This is a genomic window from Verrucomicrobiota bacterium, assembly GCA_016871535.1.
Classification (GTDB): domain Bacteria; phylum Verrucomicrobiota; class Verrucomicrobiia; order Limisphaerales; family SIBE01; genus VHCZ01.
In genome coordinates, this window is sequence record VHCZ01000033.1 from 20,632 (window position 1) to 36,566 (window position 15,935).

A 15,935-nucleotide genomic window follows, 5' to 3' on the forward strand; every position below is an offset into this window, starting at 1 on the left:
TTTCAAATTACTGGAGCCATCGGCCGAGTGTGGATAATCCTTCGTGCGGGCGTGGAATCACTTGCACGCTGATGACTTGGCCGACTTGCGCGGCCGCCGCAGCGCCGGCGTCCGTCGCTGCCTTGACCGCGGCAACGTCGCCTCGGAAGAAAGCCGTGACGTAGCCGCTGCCGATCTTTTCCCAGCCGACGAACGTGACGTGGGCGGCTTTGAGGGCGGCGTCGCTGGCTTCGAGCAGGGCGCTCAGGCCTTTGGTTTCGATCATTCCAATTGCTTGTTGAGCCATAAATCAGTGGGGAGTTTGGAGTTGAGAGTTGAGAGACCCGAGACGACTTACTTCTTCGTCGGCGCCGCCTCGCCAAGGAACGCCTTGAGAAGGTCCTCGTGTGGTCTGGCGATGATATGCGAACTGATCAGTTCACCGACCTTGCTCGCCGCCTTGGAGCCGGCGTCCACGGCGGCTTTAACGCTGCCGACGTCGCCTTTGGCCAAGACCGTGATGAGGCCGCCGCCGATCTGGACGGTTTTCACCAGCGAGACGTTCGCGGCTTTGACCATGGCGTCGCTGGCTTCCACACTGCCGACGTATCCTTTGGTTTCAATCATTCCTAATGCTTCGCTCATAGATTTGTTGAGGGTTGGGAGTTGAGAGTTGGGGGAAGTATTCAGCGATCACTAATCAGTTGTCAGTTGTCAGATTCGAGGGCTTCATCGGATCAGTTCGCATGGGGTGTCCGGTTGGAGGTTGCAAGCGTTGCCTTCGTCGGTATCGATATGAACCTCCAGCTTAAAGCTTTTGTCCACGCGGACGAGAAGCTTGTCGAACGTTAAGCCGCACGGCCCTCCCACTTTGAGCTTCATGTCCTGGCCGTTCTTCACCCCGTAGAACTCAGCATCGTCCGGGTGCATGTGCACGTGGCGCAAAGCGCGAATCACGCCTTTGGACATTTCAAAAAAACCGGCCGGGCCCATGAGCATCGCGCCGGGAGTGCCTTCAATGTTCCCGGACAGCCGCAAAGGAATTTCAAAACCAAGGGCGATGGCGTCGGTGTAGGCCAGTTCCACTTGATTCAACGTCCGGCAAGGTCCGAGGATGCGGAGATTGGAGATGACCCGACTGCGCGGCCCGATCAACGTCACGGCTTCCTGCGCCGCGAACTGCCCCTCCTGATAAAGCCATTTGAAAGGTGTCAACTGATGGCCTTTGCCAAACAAGATCTCAACCGTCTCCTGCGTCAGGTGGCAGTGCCGGGCGCTTACGTTGACGACGAGAGGATTTGGCCCCGCGGCTGAACGCGGCAACGGTTTTCCAAGGCGGCGATAAACGGCCTGTCGAACGAGGTGTTCGACCACAGCCCGATGAACCGTTTCGCCAAGTGCTGCCATAAAAACAGGGGGTCTTTCTGGATGTATTTGAAAGAAATGTCAAATGAATTATTGCAAAATCTATCAAAATCTACCAGAGTCGCGCTCGAATGCAGGCTGAAGAACGTCAATTGCGCATTGAAGAGTACCTCCAGAAAGTGGAGTTCGCCTCGCTGGATGAACTGTCTGAACACGTTGATGCCTCGACTTCTACAGTGCGCAGAGATCTCACAATTCTGGAGACAAAAGGCATTTTACGTCGCACGCACGGCGGGGCAAGGCTCGTCAACCCGCGCTCGGACGAGTTCGCTTTCTCAGCGCGAGACACGCATCAGTTGACGGAGAAGGAGGCCATTGCGAAGGCGTGTGCAGATCTGATCAAACCCAACCAGACGATCATCATGGACGCCGGCACGACGGTTTATCATGTCGCGCGGTATCTTGAGGACAAGAAGCCGCAGATCATCACCAACTCACTGCCCGTCGCGAATCTGTTTGCCGGAGATACTCGGCTGGAAGTTGTGCTTTCCGGCGGCGTGATTTACCCGCGTCTGGGCGTGCTGGTTGGGCCGCTGGCGGTGGACGCTTTCTCCAGGATTCACGCCGATGTCGCGATCATGGGCGCCGGCGGAATCACGCTGGATGGGGTTACAAATTCGCACGGGTTGTTGATCGACATTCAACGGGCGATGATTCACGCGGCGCAAAAAGTGATCCTGTGCCTCGATCATACGAAGTTCGGGCGCAAGTCAGTGTCGAATCTCTGCGACCTGGATTGTATCGACACGATTGTCACCGACAGTCACGCGCCAAAGGACTTAGTCGAGGGCTTGCGGACGCGGGATTTGGACGTTGTGGTTGCTGGCTGAACGCGTCTGGTTCGAACATGCGCCGTCTCCTCATGCGACGGCGCAGTGGTCGATGGGGACGCCCTTCTCCCTCCGGCTACCGGCCGCGCAATCGGTAAAATTTGCTCCCACTCAGAATCGGAATCTTAGCTGAGGTCGTTTCGCCTGTGACCACCGGGGTCAGCGAAGCTGGCGTCCAGTTTGGCGACGCCAGACTGTCACTCACTTCGACGATAAACCCCGCCGCGCTGGAGGGCCAGGAGAGGAGGATGTTCTTGCCGGACACCTCGACGCGCAGCGCGGCACGCGCCGCTTCGGTTTGAAGGGTCAACTTGATTGCCCCCGCCTCACCGCCGAAAGCATCCACAGCGATCTGATACTCTGTCCCGGCCTGGGCGAGGAAAGTGAGCAAACTCGTGCTGCCGCCGTTGACTTCATCATCATCGTTACTTTTCACCAGCATCAGGTTTGCAGGCGATGATCCGGTGTAAACCGCAAGTAGCGTATCTATGCTGCTTCCAGCGGTGCTGACAATCACAGTGCCGTCTTGCGGGGCTGTCCATGACCACCAGACCGACTTTCCGCCGGGCTTGCTTGCATGATTCGGTTCCGCAGTTTCCTTTGTCGCATTGACATTCGAGCCTTCGACGGAAACCGAGGCGCCGGTTAACTTGATCCGGTTGATGAAGTTGTCATTTGCAGGGCCGCCAATAACAGGATTCACCGTCAACGTAGCGTTGGCGCTGGTCGTTTGACCGATTGAATTGCTGACGATCACCGAATATTCTCCTGCATCGGTGGCCGCAACGTTCGCGAGCGTTATCGTGGAGCCGGTCGCGCCGGAAATGGGCGCACCGTTCTTCTGCCACTGATACGTCAATGGTGGATTCCCGGAAGCTTGCACCGTAAAGGTTGCCTTGGTCCCTGAGGCAACCGTCTGACTCTGCGGTTGCAAAGTAATCGCGGGAGGTTTGTTGGAATCCTCTTGGGTCGTGAAAGTTGTGGGAACTGAAAAATCGCTCCAAGCATCGTGATTGTCCTTGTAACGAACTTGCCAGGCGAATCGGGTTGCAAAAGCCAGGTCGGGAACCAAAGACGGGAAGACCGTCAGACCCGTTAATCGCGCCTTGTCCTCACCACTGTCAAAGACCACTTTCCCATCGCTGCTTCGACGAATCAGCCACTGGCTTGCGGTATGAACATCCCCGACGTCCGGATCGCTGAAGGGGCCGCCGGTTAACGTCAGGATCAACGGGATATTGGACGCCCCATTCGCTGGCGATGCGTTGGTCGGCTGATTGGGCGGACGGTTCGGAGTCGTCGTGCTCGCTTTGAGTACGATTTGCGGTGGCGTGAGCTCCTTGCGTTGGCCGGCTTCGCGATAGATCGCTTTTGCTGTTATTGTCTTTTCGCCGGTTTCTCCAGTCGGTACGCGGACCGTGTAGGTGAACGACACGGGACTGGCGGGAACGGTTGACCATGCCCATTCCAAGGAACCCGACTGGCCGGTGTCGGGCTTGATCGGTGGTTCGTTCTGACCAGAAACATAAGTCCACATCTGAGGAAGCTGGACCTCCCAGCCGAGCGCAGACGGTTGGCCTGAATATTCAATCGTGCAGTCAATGATGATATCGCCGCCGCTTTGGGAATAAGACTGGAAATTGGGACTTTGGGCCGCCTTTGGTTCCGATGAAAGCGCGAGCAGGGAAATGGATCGGGGTGGAGTTGTGTTGGCCTTGCTCGGTCCCTGTCCCAACCCATATCCATCTTCAGTTCCACTCTCGGCATGATACTCTCCTGTGCGAGCCGTTCCCGATCGGAAATTATACAGTTCAATAACTCGGGTGAGCTCCGACAAACCAATTCGCCAATCCCGGCTCGAATTTCTCCCTGAAACGCTGTTTCCCAAAGCTTGTTGCCACTGCTGTCGATCCGGCAGAATCCAAGGTTTCGGCCGCCAACGACGAAACCTCCGTCGCCTGCCTGAGCAAGCGCGTAAACAACATTCTCGCCCGAGTCTCCGTAGTTTCTATCCCAAGCCTTGTTGCCATTGGCGTCCAATCGCACAATCCAAGCATCGTAGGAACCATTGTTCCCACTGGACTTGTTTCCACCGGCTCCGGATTTTGAACTCCCGGCAAGGATGTAGCCGCCGTCTGACGTCTGTTCAATTACCGCCAACTCATCGCTGTCCGTACCGCCGAACGACTTATCCCATTCCTGAACGACCGACTGCGTCCCTGTGCTGGTGAAGTTGGCTGTGACGGTCTTGTTGCGATCCATCGTCACGCTTAGCGGGTTCGCGCTGCCGTTGGCGTCGCCACTCCAACCGCTGAACTGGTAACCGCTCGCCGCTGTGGCGGTGAGCGTCACTTGGCTGCCTGAGGAGAAGCTGGTCTGATTGGGATTTTTGCTGACAGTTCCGTTACTCGCAGAGACGTTTAGTGTGTAAAATACCGGTTGTTGAACATACGCATCGCTGAGGAACAATGCTCACGCGAATCGAGCCAAGCTGATTGTTCCGCTATTTCGCCACGTGGTCTCGCCAACCACCCGCCACTGGGCACCCGCGTCTGCCGCAGCCTGAGGAACAATGCTCACGCGAATCGAGCCAAGCTGCTGCACCTGGGAATACGCATCGCTGTTGATCCAGATTTCCCGATTGGCTGCCGTTAATGTCACGACCTTGTTCGGCGGTACAGGGCCCCATCCGGCAATAGTTTTAAACTCGACCTGATATTCGCCCAAAGCGACGTCTGCTTTGATTGTTCCGCTATTTCGCCACGCGGTTTCCCCAACCACGCGCCATTGGGCGCCTGCCTCAGCGGCAGCCTGAGGAACTATGCTTACACGAATCGATCCGGTTTGAGGTGTTGTGGACAGGCTTCTACGCGCGTCGATGAAATCGGATGGATCGGTCCATCCGGTCGGCTTCGGAGCCGCTGAATAACCAGGCCCAGGGCTTCCCCAATTCGGGCAATTCGAAAACCGCACTTCGAAATGAAGGTGGCATGAACTGACTGCTCCATCTCCGTTTCCAATGGTACCAATCTGTACGCTCCGTGAGACCGATCCGCTCGTCTTGAGCTGATTCTGCAAATGGCCGTAAAGAGTCTCAACCTGGGTGCCGTCTGGAAGATCGTGTCGAACGATGATAACCTTTCCCCAGCCAGTCCCGGTTCCTGCGAAAACGATCGTGCCACTTGAGGCAGCGTAGACGGGCAGTCCACAGTCTGTGTTGCCGCCAGTCTCGGCGTTCCAGTCTTCACCCAGATGGTATTTGCCGTTAACGGAGTAGAAATCACCGAACTCTTGAGCGCTGTACCATCCGTCTCCGTCAGCAGCTTCCGTGTACCTTCGGTTGCGGTCGGAGCCAATCGGATAGTCGAAGCCGTCTGAGACGGCTCCGACGGCGTGCAAAGTTACCAAGAGGCAGGCAAGGATTGGATATGGAAGGGTCGTATTCATGGCTTTTCCTCATTGTGCGGCCTCCTTCCCGTCCAAGAACAAGAAGGGGCGCGACCTACTCGCGCCCCAACACGGGCACTGGCATGCCTTCCGAGGAACGCTTTCGGGCACGCCCACGTGCGGGCGTGCCTCGAACAGTTGTCCTCGGATCGAAAATGCCAGTTTCGTGTTGGACAGCGGCCGAAGCTCGCAGATTGTTTGTTGTTACTTGGTTTACTTCATTCGTTGTTATTTCGTCCGACCCAGCCACAAATTCTTCGCGGCAGGGAAATCCTTTCGCTGGCCGCGTTCACTTCACGGTGAACACCCTCGGTTTGAAACTACCAGGTGGTTTGACGAGCTTGAAGTTCTCATCGCTGGCCGTCGCGAGGTAGATCCCCTCGTGCATCACCCGGTCCGCCAGCGCCCCGCGCACGTCCACCGCCGAGATGATGCCGTAAAGCTTCATGCCGCGGTACTGGGGAAAGCAATCGAAGAACTCCTGAAACTTCTTCAGGGATTTCTTTAATCCGTCTGCGTTCAACTCGCTCTTGATCTCAACGCAGAAGACTTCGCCGTGACGGCCATTGCGGACGCCGATCAGGTCGTACTCCTGGGCGAAGCCGCCTTTGGCGGGCTTGGCCCGCCGGGCGAAGTTGTCCGCGCGAAATCGGGTGCGGAGTATCTTCTCCATCGACTCGAAAGCCAAACCTTCGGTGAACGATCCGAACTTGTTGCCCAACCCGCCGAGTTGCTTGGTGACTTGGCGAAGGGTTTCCTCCGTCCTTTCCTGGGCGGCTTCGGTTTGCTTCGCCAAAGTGGCGATCAGGCTTTTTAGCTCCTCGTCCGTCATGGTGACAGACTATTTTGCGCAACTCTTCCCGTCAAGTGACACATAACTTTGCTTCGGAACCGTTCAGCAAAATGGCGATCGCACGCGCCTTCACGTGCTGTGGTCGGTGCCCTTGCCGACCACATGGTACGCTCGCAAAATTCGTCGTTCGGTAGCTGGACAGTGCCCCGATCCGACCGGCGAGGCGCGTGTGCTCCCCATGACACCGTCGCGACACGTGGGACTCTCAATTCCATCCCGTGCGCCGCGCGTTAACTTCCCACCCACGCCGTGGCTCGCTCAATTCAAGCTCGATACCAGGCTGGGCCATTTGCATTTTCAGGGCCAACCCGTAGGCTTACCGGCGGCATGGACAAACCATCGTCGGACATCGAACTGAAGCGCCGCATCCAGGACTTGATCGCGTTCAAGGGTGGCGGGCACAACGCGGACCTGGTCGAGGATATCATCGAGACGACGCTGAAGCTGTTGCAGGATGTCGAAGATCGCGGTGACGTTCGCGTCATGCAAACCGCGATGCGGGAATTGCGCTACGCGTTCCGCCTGTTCGCCCAGTATTCCGGCACAAGGAAGGTGACCATCTTCGGCTCAGCGCGCACCTCGGCGGATCAGACGGAATATAAGCAGGCGGTGGAATTCGCGCGGAAGATGGCGGCGACTGGATTCATGGTGATTACGGGCGCCGGTCCGGGGATTATGCAAGCGGGACACGAAGGAGCGGGACCCGAGAAAAGCTTCGGGGTGAACATTCGCTTGCCCTGGGAGCAAACGCCTAACCCGGTGATGGTCCACGACAAGAAGCTGATCACGTTCAAATACTTCTTCACCCGGAAACTCATTTTCATCCGGCACTCCGACGCCATTGCGCTGTTTCCCGGCGGGTTTGGAACTCTCGACGAAGGGTATGAAGCGTTGACGCTGATGCAAACCGGCAAAAGCCAGATCATGCCGCTGGTCTTGATCGACCGGCCCGGGGGCACGTACTGGAAGACCTGGGACAAAAACATCCGCGAACATTTGCTGCGGAATGAGCTGATCGCGCCGGAGGACCTTTTCCTGTATCAAATCACCGACGACGCGGACGAAGCGGTCAAATGCATCACGCGGTTCTATCGCAACTTCCACTCCACCCGATTTGTCAGAGAATTGCTGGTCATCCGCTTGAAACACGTGCCTTCGCCCACCGCCATCGAGGCTTTGAACGAAGACTTTGCGGACATCGTCACGGGCGAGAAATTCCGTCTGATTAGCGCCACGCCTGAAGAAATTGAGGACGGCGACGTCGTGGAACTGCCGAGGATTTCGTTTGGATTCGACCGCCGCAGCTATGGCCGGCTCCGAAAGCTCATCGATCTTTTGAACAGCTTTTGAGGCAAGTTCTCAAAACCAGATTCCTTCACGTGCGAGCAGCAGGCGCTTCAAGTCAAGGCCGCAGGAGAATCCTCCAATCGCGCCATGCGCCGCCACGACGCGGTGACACGGGATGAGCACTGGAATCGGATTGGCGCCGCACGCCTGGCCAACCGCGCGCACCGCTTTGGGACGCCCGATCGCCTGGGCGACCTGGCCGTAACTCATCGTTTGGCCCGGCGGAATCCGCAACAAAGCCTGCCAGACCGACTGCTGGAAATCCGTGCCGGCCTCCAGGTCGAGCGGAGGCAAGCGCCCCGGAACCCTGGCCTGCAATGCTTCTTCAAGCGCGGACTGAAGCGTGGCAATCCACGGTGAATTCATCGCGGAAGATTGACTGGGCGGAGTGCGATGCTGGCCGGATTGAAGCTTCGCAGGAAAATCAAGCCGCACTAAACCGCGCTCTGAAAAATAAGCGGTGAATACGCCGTCCTTCGTCTCGATCTCGGCGATCGCAGGTGAGTTGTTATCGGCGGGAGCTTTCGTCAACCGACGGTTCATGGAGAGTCAATGCGCCTGTCTTTACCTGAGGGCCATCGCCAGGACGACCCAAATCACGAACAAGAGGACAATGGAGACAAAGATCACGCGGTTCCGCGCGATCCGTTTTTCGTAGCGCAGTGGCCGAAGGCCCTTGATGGTGCCGGCCGCAAGGTAGCTCACCAGTTTTGGATTTGGGGTTGCCGGACCGTGAAAGTGATTCCGGATTCGCCGCCAGGCTGCCGCCAGGTCATGCTTCCGCACGCCAAGCTCGTTGTCGCGCGCGGGCGTGGATTCCTCCGCGGAAGCGGGGGGAGTGTTCGGCGGACTGATCAGTTCGAACACGGGTTCGCGCGCGCTGGCGGGCAAAGTGGACGCAGTCGGAGACACAGACGGCGCGGCTCCGGTCATTTGGCCGGGTGTGACCGAGGAACGGACTCGCGGCTGGGTTTGTTCTTTCTGAACTTTGGAATGGAGTTGCCTGATCTGGGCTTCGAGCGCCGCAATCTGAGCTTCGAGCGCGCGGGAACGGTCAGAAATGGGGTCGGGTTTTTTCTTGAACAAACCCATAGCTCGCAAACCTCCATCAACTCGCGTTCGCCCTAGCGAAGCTGGAAAATCAACCACGCGATCAATCCGAGGAGTCCCACGCACGCCACTGGCCAGGTCAACGCAAATCCCAATCGGCAAAGCTGTCCAAAACTCTTGCCTTCCCAGAAGGACCCGGGCGCCTGAGCGGTCTTCCCTCCGTTCCGCGTGAGGGGGTCTTCTCCCTCCAGGAGCGGCCATTTCAAGCGGGCCTGGTTCCATTCCATACGCGAGTTCTCGATCGTGGTGAGCGCGCGGGTCAGTTCGACGTTCCAATTCTCCTGGTTCCAGGTTTGCTCTTGAATGGATTGGACGTTGGCGAGCGCCTCTCGCAAGCCCGTCAGCGTTTTGGCCATTTGTTCGGCGCTGGTTCGCGCGTCGGTTTCAGCCTTTTCCAGCAAGCCGACGCCCCGGGTCAGGTGCTGCAGCATTTCTTCGCGCCCGGTTTGCAGTTCGACCCGCCGCCGCCGCGCTTCCTCCAGCGCCGCCCGCTCGCGCTCCAATTGCTCTTGCGCGCGCTTCAATTCCGCGAGGCGTTGCTGGGTTTCGCCGACTCGGGCTTCCAGTTCTTCGCGCGTGGGAAGGCGATTGGGAAAACCGGACGCGGCCTGGGCCGGATTCAAGGAGGCCGTGGCTTGCGACCTCGTGCTCTGATAGTCTGTATCGACAAAGTCCGACTCGTCAAACTTCGAGGTCATAGCGGGACTCTAGACATCGCTGCGCTGCGTGTAAAGAATTCAAAGATAGTGAATGGATCAATCCACGACGCTGGGGACGTTGTCCGCTGCTTCAAAGGCGAGTTGTAGTAACCATAGGGTCCTGTTAGTTTGCTCTCAGTGTCTTGAACCAAACTCGAGTATGATCACCGAATTAGGTTTTGGGAATTTCAAGTCTTGGAAACGAGTCCAGAAGATGCGATTCGCCCCGATTACGGGATTCTTCGGAGCGAACAGTTCCGGTAAGACAAGTGTGCTTCAACTACTCCTCATGATTAAGCAAACGGTAGAATCTACGGACCGTCTGCAGGTTTTAGACTTCGGGAGCGAGAAGAGTCCCGCGAATCCAGGCAGTTTTCGGGACGTGATGTTCTCGCATCAAACGCCTGGCACGCTGGACTGGCGCATTTTGTGGAAGCTCGATCACCCTCTCGCCGTGAAGAAACCGGAGGCCAAGACGGATGATTTGTTTACAGGTGACACGATCGGATTCGAGGTGGAGATTGGAGAGAATGAAAAGAAGCGGTTGGTCGTGAATCGACTTATTTATTCATTTGCCAATCGAGATTTTGAGATGCGTCGAAAGCTTACCGGGAAGGATAATTATGATCTCACGGTAAGCCCGGCCGACGACTTCCGATTCGTTCGAACCCCAGGACGTGTCTGGGGACTTCCTTCGCCTGTGAAATGCTACGGATTCCCTAACGAGGTCAACGCACGATTTCAAAATGCGGGCTTTCTTTCCGATCTCGAGGCAAAGGGAAAAGGCGGGAGACATTGGAACAACGCGTAGCGGCTTGGCTGAAGGAACTTGGCTTAATCAGTGCATTTCTCGTTGAGCCGGTTTCAAAGAAGGCGCAGAGGCCTTCTAACCCACCAAAGTTAAAGTTCAAAATCCCGAACTTTCCGCAGTCCCAGTTTCAAAGGCAAGTGACCCAAAATGAAGGAAACCGCCAGGAAGATGAACCAGGAATTTTCCAATGATCCGAGGACAGCACTGCGCCCGCGCGACCACGGGGAGCCCAGCGCCAGCAAGACGACCGAGCCGGCAATGTATAGAAAACTGAGGACCAAACAAAACGTGCCGCCGAAGCCGCTGACAATTTTGCTCGGATTGTCTTCCTTGAAATTCGGATAAAGCACCCCCAGACCGACCGCCAATCCGTTCAAAGCAAATGTCATCACGCTCACGGCCGTCGCGAAATAGAGTGTGCGCGTCCACGGCATCTTGAGCATCTGGCACGAAAGCAAGACCAGTCCCAGCGTGATGCAGAGCGAAGCCGAACTGGCCAGCGCGAACTTGGCTTTGATCATCCGCCCCAACCCCAGCGGCGCCAGCCCAAGCACCCAGAGCCGCTTTCCTTCGAGCGAGAATTGCGGATACACAAAACGCGTGGTCAACGTCGCCAGATTGAGCGAGCAGGCGCCCAGGTTGAGGTACGCCACCAGATTCACCCAGAACGGATTGGTCAGTTGATGGGAGAAATGGCGCAAGTTGATGATGTAGGCGCCGAGCAACCCAAACAGAACGAACGTTTGCCCCCATTGCGTCGTGTCGCGCCAAAACAACCGAATGTCCTTTGCCATCAAGGCGCGTGTATCCGTCTTCACCCCAGGCAAGGCGCGCAAAGCCGATTCCACCCATCCCTCAGCGTATCCAAAGCTCGGACTCCGGCTGCGCCGCCCGCGAAGAAAACTCCATCGCTCCATAATTCCGCCCCGGCTTTGCACCGCTGAAAACGCTTCGTAGAAAATCCCGCCCGTTTTGGTGAACGAAAGAAATCCGAAGAACAGCACGTAACTCGACAACACCAAAGCGAAGAAACTCGCCGAGGCCAGGGCGCCTTCCGACCAGTTCAAGACTCCCGCGGAAAGCCAATAGCTCGGCAGAAAAGGGAATTGCGCAAAGCGCGTCTTCAAAAGCAACCGATCCAAAACCGTGAGGACGCGCGTCTCCAGCATGGGATCGGTGATCGGTTCGGGCTGGAACCACCACGCCGCTCCCGCCAATCCTCCCAACGCCACTCCAAGCGCGACCATTTGAAATGCGCGGCGATCCAGATATCGGCCCAGGCTTACCGCCAGCCACGAGCCCGCCACGCCCGGCAGGATGATGAAAAGTCCAATCAGGAACAATGTGAGCAGATAAAAATGCCAGGGCACGCCCCGGGTCAGTCCGTAAGCCGCAAGCAGCGGCGCGATGAGAAACACGAACGCCCACGAGGCCAGCAGCGTGGATTCGATGAATTTCCAGCGGAAGATCGTTTGCGTCGAGACTGGGAGCGCGAGCAGATAAGACGTTTCCCGATTGCGAAACAGGTTCGTGTAACCGATGACCAGGTTGCTCAGCAACAGCAGCGCGAACAAGAAGGCGAACAGCAAAAACAAAAGCCGTTCCGTCAACAAACCTCCCAATCCGGGAAAGCGTCCCATGAATCTCAAGCCGCGGTGAAACAGGAGGAAGGACAACGCCAGGTAGCCCAGGATGAAAACCGCGATGACCGACCAGAGAAAACTGGATTGTTCGCGGATGGATTTCACACGCCGCCACGCCTGCAGCGTGTTGATCTGGACCAGAATCAGCAATGGAGAATGGATCGGTTGCATACGACCTTACCCATGAAGAGGGTAAGGACGCGTTCCACTGGAGTGGAATCCGTCCCTACCCGCTTCACGGGAAGCTTGTAGCCGTTCACGCTCTGGCGTGGGACGATTATCTTGATAACGGCTGATGGGGGAGAGGGGCGTGAGAGCGTTTTGGATGAAAATGGCGTTGGGTTGGAGGTCAGCGAGGGACTGAGTGTGGAGAGGGGGTTGAAGCAAACGGGGGAGTCTCCGGTAGGTTTCGAGAACTCCCCACGCACCTCCTGGCAGGTTCTTCAGCAGGCGAAAAGGTTTTGGCGCTGAGAAAGGGGCCAGCGTCATGCACTCATTGGGAATAATCTTTGGCTGGGAAGAGTGAACTCCATTCGGAGCCGAGGATCAAGGATGAAGGTTGGGATTTTTCGCTTTTCTCCTTGCCTCTGCGGCGGAGATAGAGATTGGAGTCGCCCCAGCCGTGCAGTTCACTGGAACCGCGCAAGGCCTGGCCGGGGCGACTGGCGTGGGAATCTTTGCGGGCGCGGTGAACGACCAGGATGGCCAAGTGAAATATCTGTAAGGAGCGAGCAACAAAGTCTGGCCGAAAAAGAACTGCCGCCCTTCGGGTTGCGCCGAATTTGGCTTGAGGCTTCGTTGCTCCTCGGTCACAGCCCACTGTGGAAGATGCTCCCTCGTCGCGCCACGCCCCAAGCCAAATTGGGCGCAACGATTGTATGGTTATTTCGGAGACACCACACTAAACTCCGGCGCAGCTATGAAGAACCCCGTCCACGAAATCGAAGAATCCATGAAGCTGGTGGACCTGCATCCGACGCTGGAGGAAGTCGTGAGCGCAAACGGCCTGGACCGCAAAAAGTTGACCATCGGCCTCAAAATGCAGGATGACCATCCTGACTTGTCCGCGCGCGAGGAAGTCATGGTTTGCGACAGAACCAGGAGCGCGCTGTGGAAGGTTCCTTCTTTGCGGGCGCTCTTTCGTGGTGAGAGATTGCCTCCCGACATGAGAGACGAGCCGCCTCCGGCCTACATGCCTTTGTTCTTTTTCATTGAGTTGCACATCGTGACTTTCTGTAACGGCTGCGGCGACAAAACGGACGGCGAATTCGAGGAGGCTTACAGTAATCTGCGGAGGCGCCCGGACGGCAAATCGCTCAGCCCCTTGCACTTTTTTCTCTGGCAAGTGTCCGCCGGCCTGTTGGGCCGACGCGCCGTCAGCGCCGCCGAGTTCGACGCCATCTTTGGCCGGCTGACGCGGTCGGCCCGCACGTTCCGCATTGGCGCCGTGTCGCGCAATTACATCACGGTAATCCGGCAAATGCAGGAAGAGATGGACAGGGCAAAACGACTCGATCGCTGATTCGCGTTCATTCGCGGGTTCAATTGGCCCCAGACGTCATCCGACAATCCGGTCCAAAACAGTTGTCCCGGCGCCCCGAACCCGCTAAAAACCTCGCCGCACCTCATGGCCACTCATCAATACCTCACCGCTCCCATCAGGACCTCCGGCATGCCGCCGGGCGTCCCGTACATCATCGGCAACGAAGCCGCCGAACGCTTCAGCGCAATGGCGCCAAGTCAGATGCCCCAAGCTTGAGGCACTTCGGATCAAGACCCAATCCTGCATGACACTCATTGACGAACGCGCAAAGTGGTTTGGCCACCCGCGAGGGCTGGCGACACTGTTCTTTACCGAGATGTGGGAACGCTTCAGTTACTACGGAATGCGCGCCCTGCTGATTCTCTACATGACAGCGCTCGCGACAAATGGAGGACTGGGCTTTACGACCGAGAAGGCGGCAGGGATTTATGGCTGGTATACTTTTCTGGTTTATGCAGTCGGGATTCCTGGCGGGTTTATCGCCGACCGATGGCTTGGACACTATCGTGCAGTCTTCATAGGAGGGGCCATCATTGCCCTAGGTCACTTCACCCTGGCAATCTCAGGCCTCTCAGCGTTTTACGCTGGCCTGGCCATCATCATTTTTGGCACTGGACTGCTAAAACCAAACATTAGCACGATGGTGGGGCTTCTCTACGCGCCAGGCGATACGCGGCGCGACGGAGGGTTTTCAATCTATTACATGGGAATTAACCTAGGCGCTGCAGCCGCTCCAATCGTATGCGGTTATCTGGGCCAGAAGGTTGGTTGGCATTGGGGATTCGCGGCTGCGGGTGTTGGCATGGTGCTAGGCTTGGTGCAGCTTTTTTTCGGGCGTCGCCATTTGCCGAGCAACGAGCGCCTTGCTTCGGGAGACACAGCGAATACGACGCCACATCCAGGCGTACCTGGCGCCCGCCAGCTCACCGCTACAGAATGGAAACGGCTTGGTGTTATAGCAGCACTTTTTTTGTTCGCTGTCTTGTTTTGGGCCGCGTACGAACAGGCCGGATCCAGCTTAAACCTGTTCGCCGACCGCTACACAAGGCTTTCGTGGTTTGGCCGAGAGTTCCCTTCCTCGTGGTTCCAATCGCTTAACGCTGTCTTTGTCTTGGTTTTTGCGCCGGTTTTCTCCTGGCTCTGGGTAGCCTTGGCTTCACGAGAACCGTCGAGTCCGGCCAAATTCGTGTGGGGACTTGTTCTGGTGGGAATCGGATTTCTTTTATTGGTGCCGGCTGCTGGTTTTGCCCAGTCTGGAGAAGGCATTCGCGTCAGCCCGATGTGGCTGGTTGGTGCCTATCTGTTGCACACACTCGGTGAACTGTGTCTGAGCCCCGTCGGCCTTAGCATGGTCACAAAGCTGGCGCCTATGAGGTTGGTTGGAAGCATTATGGGCTTTTGGTTTCTTACCAATGCATTTGGCAACAAGCTTGGCGGCACGATCGCAGGTTACTTTGACCGGCTGCCGCTGCCGCAGCTATTCGGTGCTGTAGCGGGCGTGGCAATCGTTAGCGGGCTCATCCTTTTGTTTTTAGTGAAACCGATCAAGAAGTTGATGGGGGGAATTAAGTGACTCGGCGAGGCTTAGCGTGACTGTTCAGCTTGGAAAGAGCGGTTGAGCCGTTTCAAGGTTCAGTAGCTTCTTCACGGCCGCCGTCAATTGCTTCATTCAAAATCCCGACGGCACCGTGAAACTCAGCGGCGCCGGCTATTTCTTCTTCTTCGTCAAAGTGATGGCGGTGACCTCAATCCTGTTCGTCGTGGTGTGGCCGGGTTTTACAAAGGCAAAACCTACTTGCAGGATGAAGGGGAGCAGACGGCGGCTTGAAGGGTTCGACGACCCGACGAGCGGCCTTGGTGAAAACGAAAACTTTGACAAACGGAGTGACCCGAACTCCTTGACTACTTCGAGCTGTGCCCCTGTAGCTGCGTTCAACCAGGCCGCGCGCGAAGCTGGAAACACTGCCACGGCGGCCAGAGTCATCACGGCGGCGATCACCGCCGCCAGGTAAGTCGGCGAGTTGAATCGAAGGATCTGGAGCATCCCGTGATGCGCCTGTCGCTCTGGCCTTTGCGAGAAAGTTGTTTCCACAATCAGCCTATCGGCAGCGCTTCCAGGACGCCGCGAGGCCATGCGCACAGATAGGTCGGATTTCCTTCCACCGCGAGGAAGCGTTCGCGAGCCAGATCGCTGAGCAGTGTCGCGGATGCTGGAGCGTGCGATAGGCCGGTTGGCGGAATCATGCGGT

General features: G+C 57.1%; 18 protein-coding genes. 7 read left to right on the forward strand and 11 right to left on the reverse strand.

The window, feature by feature from the left end:
- Positions 1 to 7 precede the first annotated feature (7 nt).
- From FJ398_06855 to FJ398_06865, 3 genes are all read right to left on the reverse strand, one after another.
- Positions 8 to 286: a BMC domain-containing protein gene (locus tag FJ398_06855; GenBank protein ID MBM3837670.1), complete on the reverse strand. Its 279-nt coding sequence runs from the start codon at positions 284 to 286 to the stop codon at positions 8 to 10.
- A gap of 47 nt (positions 287 to 333) precedes the next feature.
- Positions 334 to 624, reverse strand: coding sequence for a BMC domain-containing protein (locus FJ398_06860; protein ID MBM3837671.1), 291 nt, complete (start codon positions 622 to 624; stop codon positions 334 to 336).
- Positions 625 to 708: 84 nt separating this feature from the next.
- Positions 709 to 1,386, reverse strand: a complete 678-nt coding sequence (locus FJ398_06865) for a phosphate propanoyltransferase (GenBank protein MBM3837672.1) — start codon at positions 1,384 to 1,386, stop codon at positions 709 to 711.
- Between the two features lie 89 nt (positions 1,387 to 1,475).
- Here FJ398_06865 and FJ398_06870 point away from each other — a divergent pair, with 89 nt between their 5' ends.
- Positions 1,476 to 2,234, forward strand: a complete 759-nt coding sequence (locus FJ398_06870; GenBank protein ID MBM3837673.1) for a DeoR/GlpR transcriptional regulator — start codon at positions 1,476 to 1,478, stop codon at positions 2,232 to 2,234.
- A gap of 76 nt (positions 2,235 to 2,310) precedes the next feature.
- On the opposite strand, the gene FJ398_06875 is transcribed toward FJ398_06870, so the two are convergent.
- The 4 genes from FJ398_06875 to FJ398_06890 form a co-directional block, all read right to left on the reverse strand.
- Positions 2,311 to 3,771 (reverse strand): hypothetical protein, encoded by a 1,461-nt coding sequence (locus tag FJ398_06875; GenBank protein ID MBM3837674.1) that lies wholly within the window; start codon positions 3,769 to 3,771, stop codon positions 2,311 to 2,313.
- Positions 3,612 to 4,703, reverse strand: coding sequence for an InlB B-repeat-containing protein (locus tag FJ398_06880; GenBank protein ID MBM3837675.1), 1,092 nt, complete (start codon positions 4,701 to 4,703; stop codon positions 3,612 to 3,614). The genes FJ398_06875 and FJ398_06880 overlap by 160 nt, the downstream gene beginning before the upstream one ends.
- A gap of 3 nt (positions 4,704 to 4,706) precedes the next feature.
- On the reverse strand, positions 4,707 to 5,681 hold the full coding sequence (locus tag FJ398_06885) for a M23 family metallopeptidase (GenBank protein ID MBM3837676.1): 975 nt from the start codon (positions 5,679 to 5,681) through the stop codon (positions 4,707 to 4,709).
- Positions 5,682 to 5,970: 289 nt separating this feature from the next.
- Entirely contained in the window at positions 5,971 to 6,513 is a 543-nt protein-coding gene (locus FJ398_06890) for a DUF3782 domain-containing protein (GenBank protein ID MBM3837677.1), read from the reverse strand.
- A gap of 348 nt (positions 6,514 to 6,861) precedes the next feature.
- Between FJ398_06890 and FJ398_06895 the strand changes: the two genes are divergently transcribed.
- Positions 6,862 to 7,884 carry an LOG family protein gene (locus FJ398_06895; protein MBM3837678.1) on the forward strand — a complete coding sequence of 341 codons (1,023 nt, stop codon included), beginning with the start codon at positions 6,862 to 6,864 and terminating at the stop codon, positions 7,882 to 7,884.
- 9 nt (positions 7,885 to 7,893) lie between these two features.
- Here FJ398_06895 and FJ398_06900 read toward each other — a convergent pair whose 3' ends face one another.
- From FJ398_06900 to FJ398_06910, 3 genes are all read right to left on the reverse strand, one after another.
- Positions 7,894 to 8,247 carry a methylated-DNA--[protein]-cysteine S-methyltransferase gene (locus FJ398_06900; GenBank protein MBM3837679.1) on the reverse strand — a complete coding sequence of 118 codons (354 nt, stop codon included), beginning with the start codon at positions 8,245 to 8,247 and terminating at the stop codon, positions 7,894 to 7,896.
- A 198-nt stretch (positions 8,248 to 8,445) separates the two neighbouring features.
- Positions 8,446 to 8,973 carry a hypothetical protein gene (locus FJ398_06905; GenBank protein MBM3837680.1) on the reverse strand — a complete coding sequence of 176 codons (528 nt, stop codon included), beginning with the start codon at positions 8,971 to 8,973 and terminating at the stop codon, positions 8,446 to 8,448.
- Positions 8,974 to 9,005: 32 nt separating this feature from the next.
- Positions 9,006 to 9,689 (reverse strand): hypothetical protein, encoded by a 684-nt coding sequence (locus FJ398_06910; protein ID MBM3837681.1) that lies wholly within the window; start codon positions 9,687 to 9,689, stop codon positions 9,006 to 9,008.
- 289 nt (positions 9,690 to 9,978) lie between these two features.
- Between FJ398_06910 and FJ398_06915 the strand changes: the two genes are divergently transcribed.
- Complete coding sequence (locus tag FJ398_06915; GenBank protein ID MBM3837682.1) at positions 9,979 to 10,500, forward strand: hypothetical protein; 522 nt, start codon at positions 9,979 to 9,981, stop codon at positions 10,498 to 10,500.
- A gap of 89 nt (positions 10,501 to 10,589) precedes the next feature.
- On the opposite strand, the gene FJ398_06920 is transcribed toward FJ398_06915, so the two are convergent.
- Entirely contained in the window at positions 10,590 to 12,314 is a 1,725-nt protein-coding gene (locus FJ398_06920; protein ID MBM3837683.1) for a hypothetical protein, read from the reverse strand.
- Between the two features lie 748 nt (positions 12,315 to 13,062).
- On the opposite strand from FJ398_06920, the gene FJ398_06925 reads away from it, so the two are divergent.
- The 4 genes from FJ398_06925 (at position 13,063) to FJ398_06940 (ending at position 15,698) form a co-directional block, all read left to right on the forward strand.
- Entirely contained in the window at positions 13,063 to 13,665 is a 603-nt protein-coding gene (locus FJ398_06925; GenBank protein MBM3837684.1) for a hypothetical protein, read from the forward strand.
- A gap of 105 nt (positions 13,666 to 13,770) precedes the next feature.
- A complete protein-coding gene (locus tag FJ398_06930) occupies positions 13,771 to 13,902 on the forward strand; it encodes a POT family MFS transporter (protein MBM3837685.1) in 132 nt (43 codons plus the stop codon).
- A gap of 28 nt (positions 13,903 to 13,930) precedes the next feature.
- Complete coding sequence (locus FJ398_06935) at positions 13,931 to 15,259, forward strand: peptide MFS transporter (protein MBM3837686.1); 1,329 nt, start codon at positions 13,931 to 13,933, stop codon at positions 15,257 to 15,259.
- Positions 15,260 to 15,374: 115 nt separating this feature from the next.
- Complete coding sequence (locus tag FJ398_06940) at positions 15,375 to 15,698, forward strand: POT family MFS transporter (GenBank protein ID MBM3837687.1); 324 nt, start codon at positions 15,375 to 15,377, stop codon at positions 15,696 to 15,698.
- Positions 15,699 to 15,935 lie beyond the last annotated feature (237 nt).

Coding starts and splice junctions, on each gene's coding strand:
- FJ398_06855 (MBM3837670.1), bottom strand. CDS start 286: ATGGCTCAACAAGCAATTGGAATGATCGAAACCAAAGGCCTGAGCGCC.
- FJ398_06860 (MBM3837671.1), bottom strand. CDS start 624: ATGAGCGAAGCATTAGGAATGATTGAAACCAAAGGATACGTCGGCAGT.
- FJ398_06865 (MBM3837672.1), bottom strand. CDS start 1,386: ATGGCAGCACTTGGCGAAACGGTTCATCGGGCTGTGGTCGAACACCTC.
- FJ398_06870 (MBM3837673.1), top strand. CDS start 1,476: ATGCAGGCTGAAGAACGTCAATTGCGCATTGAAGAGTACCTCCAGAAA.
- FJ398_06875 (MBM3837674.1), bottom strand. CDS start 3,771: ATGTGGACTTATGTTTCTGGTCAGAACGAACCACCGATCAAGCCCGAC.
- FJ398_06885 (MBM3837676.1), bottom strand. CDS start 5,681: ATGAATACGACCCTTCCATATCCAATCCTTGCCTGCCTCTTGGTAACT.
- FJ398_06890 (MBM3837677.1), bottom strand. CDS start 6,513: ATGACGGACGAGGAGCTAAAAAGCCTGATCGCCACTTTGGCGAAGCAA.
- FJ398_06895 (MBM3837678.1), top strand. CDS start 6,862: ATGGACAAACCATCGTCGGACATCGAACTGAAGCGCCGCATCCAGGAC.
- FJ398_06900 (MBM3837679.1), bottom strand. CDS start 8,247: ATGAATTCACCGTGGATTGCCACGCTTCAGTCCGCGCTTGAAGAAGCA.
- FJ398_06905 (MBM3837680.1), bottom strand. CDS start 8,973: ATGGGTTTGTTCAAGAAAAAACCCGACCCCATTTCTGACCGTTCCCGC.
- FJ398_06910 (MBM3837681.1), bottom strand. CDS start 9,689: ATGACCTCGAAGTTTGACGAGTCGGACTTTGTCGATACAGACTATCAG.
- FJ398_06915 (MBM3837682.1), top strand. CDS start 9,979: ATGATTAAGCAAACGGTAGAATCTACGGACCGTCTGCAGGTTTTAGAC.
- FJ398_06920 (MBM3837683.1), bottom strand. CDS start 12,314: ATGCAACCGATCCATTCTCCATTGCTGATTCTGGTCCAGATCAACACG.
- FJ398_06925 (MBM3837684.1), top strand. CDS start 13,063: ATGAAGAACCCCGTCCACGAAATCGAAGAATCCATGAAGCTGGTGGAC.
- FJ398_06930 (MBM3837685.1), top strand. CDS start 13,771: ATGGCCACTCATCAATACCTCACCGCTCCCATCAGGACCTCCGGCATG.
- FJ398_06935 (MBM3837686.1), top strand. CDS start 13,931: ATGACACTCATTGACGAACGCGCAAAGTGGTTTGGCCACCCGCGAGGG.